Annotated in this window: 1 protein-coding gene and 1 pseudogene; one reads left to right on the forward strand and one right to left on the reverse strand. The window is 67.0% G+C overall.

The window, feature by feature from the left end; genetic code table 11:
- Positions 1-1,585: pseudogene (locus HC022_RS22370) on the forward strand (vitamin B12-dependent ribonucleotide reductase); the annotation flags it as partial.
- Between the two features lie 200 nt (positions 1,586-1,785).
- Here HC022_RS22370 and HC022_RS22375 read toward each other — a convergent pair.
- Positions 1,786-3,164, reverse strand: a 1,379-nt coding sequence (locus HC022_RS22375; RefSeq protein ID WP_167453870.1) for a class I adenylate-forming enzyme family protein, incomplete at its 5' end; no start/stop codon positions are given.

Here is a 3,164-nt window from a genome sequence, read left to right on the forward strand (position 1 = left end):
GCTGGTGAAGTTCAAGAAGCTCGCCGGCGGCGGCTACTTCAAGATCATCAACCGCTCGGTGCCCTCGGCGCTGGCCAAGCTCGGCTACTCGTCGAGCCAGGTCGAAGAGATCGTGGGCCACGCGGTCGGGCACGGCACGCTCGGCAACGCGCCCGGCATCAACCACACCGCGCTGATCGGCCACGGATTCGGGCCGGCGCAGATCGACAAGGTGGAGCGCTCGCTTGCCACTGCCTTCGACATCCGCTTCGTGTTCAACCAGTGGACGCTGGGCGAGGAGTTCTGCCGCGAGACCCTCGGCATCCCGGCCGACAAGCTGAGCGACCCGACCTTCGACCTGCTGAAGCACCTCGGTTTCTCCAAGGCCGAGATCGACGCCGCCAACGACCACGTCTGCGGGACCATGACGCTCGAAGGCGCGCCCTTCCTCAAGGACGAGCACCTCGCGGTCTTCGACTGTGCAAACCCCTGTGGAAAGAAGGGCAAGCGGTACCTCTCCGTCAACAGCCACATCCACATGATGGCCGCCGCGCAAAGCTTTATTTCCGGTGCGATTTCCAAGACCATCAACATGCCGAACTCGGCCACGGTCGAGGATTGCCAGAAGGCCTACGAGCTGTCGTGGTCTCTGGGGGTAAAGGCCAACGCGCTCTATCGCGACGGCTCGAAACTGTCGCAGCCGCTGGCCGCCGCGCTGGTCGAGGATGACGACGATGCGCTCGAGGTGCTGGAATCCGGTACCCCGCAGGAGAAGGCCCAGGTCATCGCCGAGAAGATCGTCGAGAAGGTGGTCATCAAGGAAGTGGTCCGTGCCGGCCGCACCAAGATGCCCGAGCGCCGCAAGGGCTACACTCAGAAGGCGGTCGTCGGCGGGCACAAGGTCTACCTGCGCACCGGCGAGTACCAGGACGGGGCGCTCGGCGAGATCTTCATCGATATGCACAAGGAAGGCGCCGGCTTCCGTGCGATGATGAACAACTTCGCCATCGCTGTGAGCGTCGGCCTGCAATACGGTGTTCCGCTTGAAGAATTCGTCGATGCCTTCACCTTCACCAAGTTCGAGCCCGCTGGCATGGTGCAGGGCAACGACAGCATCAAGAACGCGACGTCGATCCTCGACTACATCTTCCGCGAACTGGCCGTGTCCTACCTCGACCGCACCGATCTCGCCCATGTGAAGCCGTCCGGCGCAAGCTTCGACGACCTCGGGCGCGGTGAGGAAGAGGGCGTGTCGAACGTCTCGGAGCTCTCCGAGACCACCGCCGCGCGCTCGCTCGAGATGCTCAAGCAGATCTCGTCGACCGGCTACCTCCGCAAGCGTCTCCCGCAGGAGCTGGTGGTGCTGCAGGGCGGCCAGACCGGCACCGGTCCGGTGATGTCGGTGGGCAACGTGGCCGAAGCCGCGTCGAGCACGGTGGCGACGCTGTCGGCCACGACCTCGGCGGTGGCGATGGATGCCCGCGTCAAGGCCCGGATGCAGGGCTACGAGGGCGACCCGTGCGGCGAATGCGGCAACTACACGCTGGTGCGCAACGGCACCTGCATGAAGTGCAACACCTGCGGCTCCACAAGCGGCTGCAGCTGAGCAAACGGGCAGGGTGCGGCGACGCGCGCTGCCGTGCCTTCCGGGACGGGTGCGCCGGTTCCGTGCGGACAAGGTCGCAGGCGGAATACCTCGGGCGGTACGAAAACCGAGCCTTGTCAGCCAGACTGAAAAAGGGCCCCGTCGCGGGGCCCTCCTTTTTGCCAGCGCGCCTTTCGGGCTATCCCGAAAGGCAGGGTGGATCAGTTAATCGCGTGGTCTTTCAATGCTTTGCGGACAAGCTTTCCATTGGCATTGCGGGGCAGGGCATCGACGCGGACATAGGCGCGCGGCTGCTTGTAGCGGGCGAGACGTTCGGCCGCGCGGGCCTGAAGCAGGGTCTCGTCGAGCGGCTCGGCGGCGACGTAGAAGGCCGCGATGACGTTGACGCCTTCCTTGACCGCCACATCGGTGACGCCGACCTCGGTGATGCCCGGCAGATCGGCGAGCGCACTCTCGACCTCGATGGGCGAGACCCGGTAGCCGCCCGCGTTCATCATGTCGTCGCCGCGGCCGAGGTAGCGGATCTCGCCATCCTCGGTCATGGCGCCCTGATCGCCGGTCAGGAACCAGTCGCCGGCAAAGCGCTCGGCGGTCTCCTCGGGGGCGCCGACATAGCCCAGCATCAGCCCGGGGTCCGAGCAGTGCACCGCGATGGTGCCAGGCTCTCCGCAGGGCACCGGCGCTCCGTCCTCGCCGAGGATCGCGACCTGGCGCCCGGCCTGCGGACGCCCCAGCGCGCCCGACGTGCCGGGATGCGTGGGCGAGGACGAGATGAAGGTCGAGCATTCGGACATACCGAAGGCCTCGTAGATGGCCGTTCCCGTGGCCTCGTGCCATGCGGTGCGGATCGGCTCGGCCAGCTTTTCGCCCGCAGCAAGCCCGTGCCGGAGCTTTGGAAACGGCGGCACAGGATACTTCAGAAACTGCCTGTAAACGCCCGGAGCTGCTGCGAAAATCGTCACATCATTGCGCTTGAGAAGAAGCGCGAGCTGGGCCGGATCGGTGCCCGCCGCGGGGATCAGCGCGGTGGCGCCCATGGTCCATGGATCCATGAGCCCGGTGCCCAGCGTGTAGGTCCAGTTGAACGCGCCGGCGTGCAGCAGCCGGTCCGAGGCGCCGAGCCCGTACCAGCCCTGCATCATCATCTGCCGCGCCCAGATCGCCCGATGCGCGTGGCCCACGGCGCGCGGCACGCCCGAGGTGCCGGAGGTGTAGATGATGTAGGCCAGCCGCTCCGGGTCGCCCATGTGCCAGGACGCGGGCGGCAGGCCGTGCCAGCCCTCGAAGACCTCGCGACCGAAGACCGGAACATCGGTCTCGGGGCAGGCAATGCCGTCACCGCGCAGGATCGCCGCCGGGCGCAGATGCGTGATCATCGGTGCGACCTCGCGGGCGGTAAGCTGCGACGAGGTGGGCACTGGCACGATGCCCGCGGCGATGGCCCCGAGGTAGGCGATGGGGAAATCGACGGTGTTCCCGAGCCGCATAAGCAGCACGTCGCCCGGCGCCAGCCCGGCCTCGAGCAGCCCCGTCGCGGTGCCCAGCACCGCCGCCGTGAGCCGCGCGTAGGACCAGCGCT

Source organism: Salipiger sp. HF18 (genome assembly GCF_011806505.1).
GTDB lineage: Bacteria > Pseudomonadota > Alphaproteobacteria > Rhodobacterales > Rhodobacteraceae > Salipiger > Salipiger thiooxidans.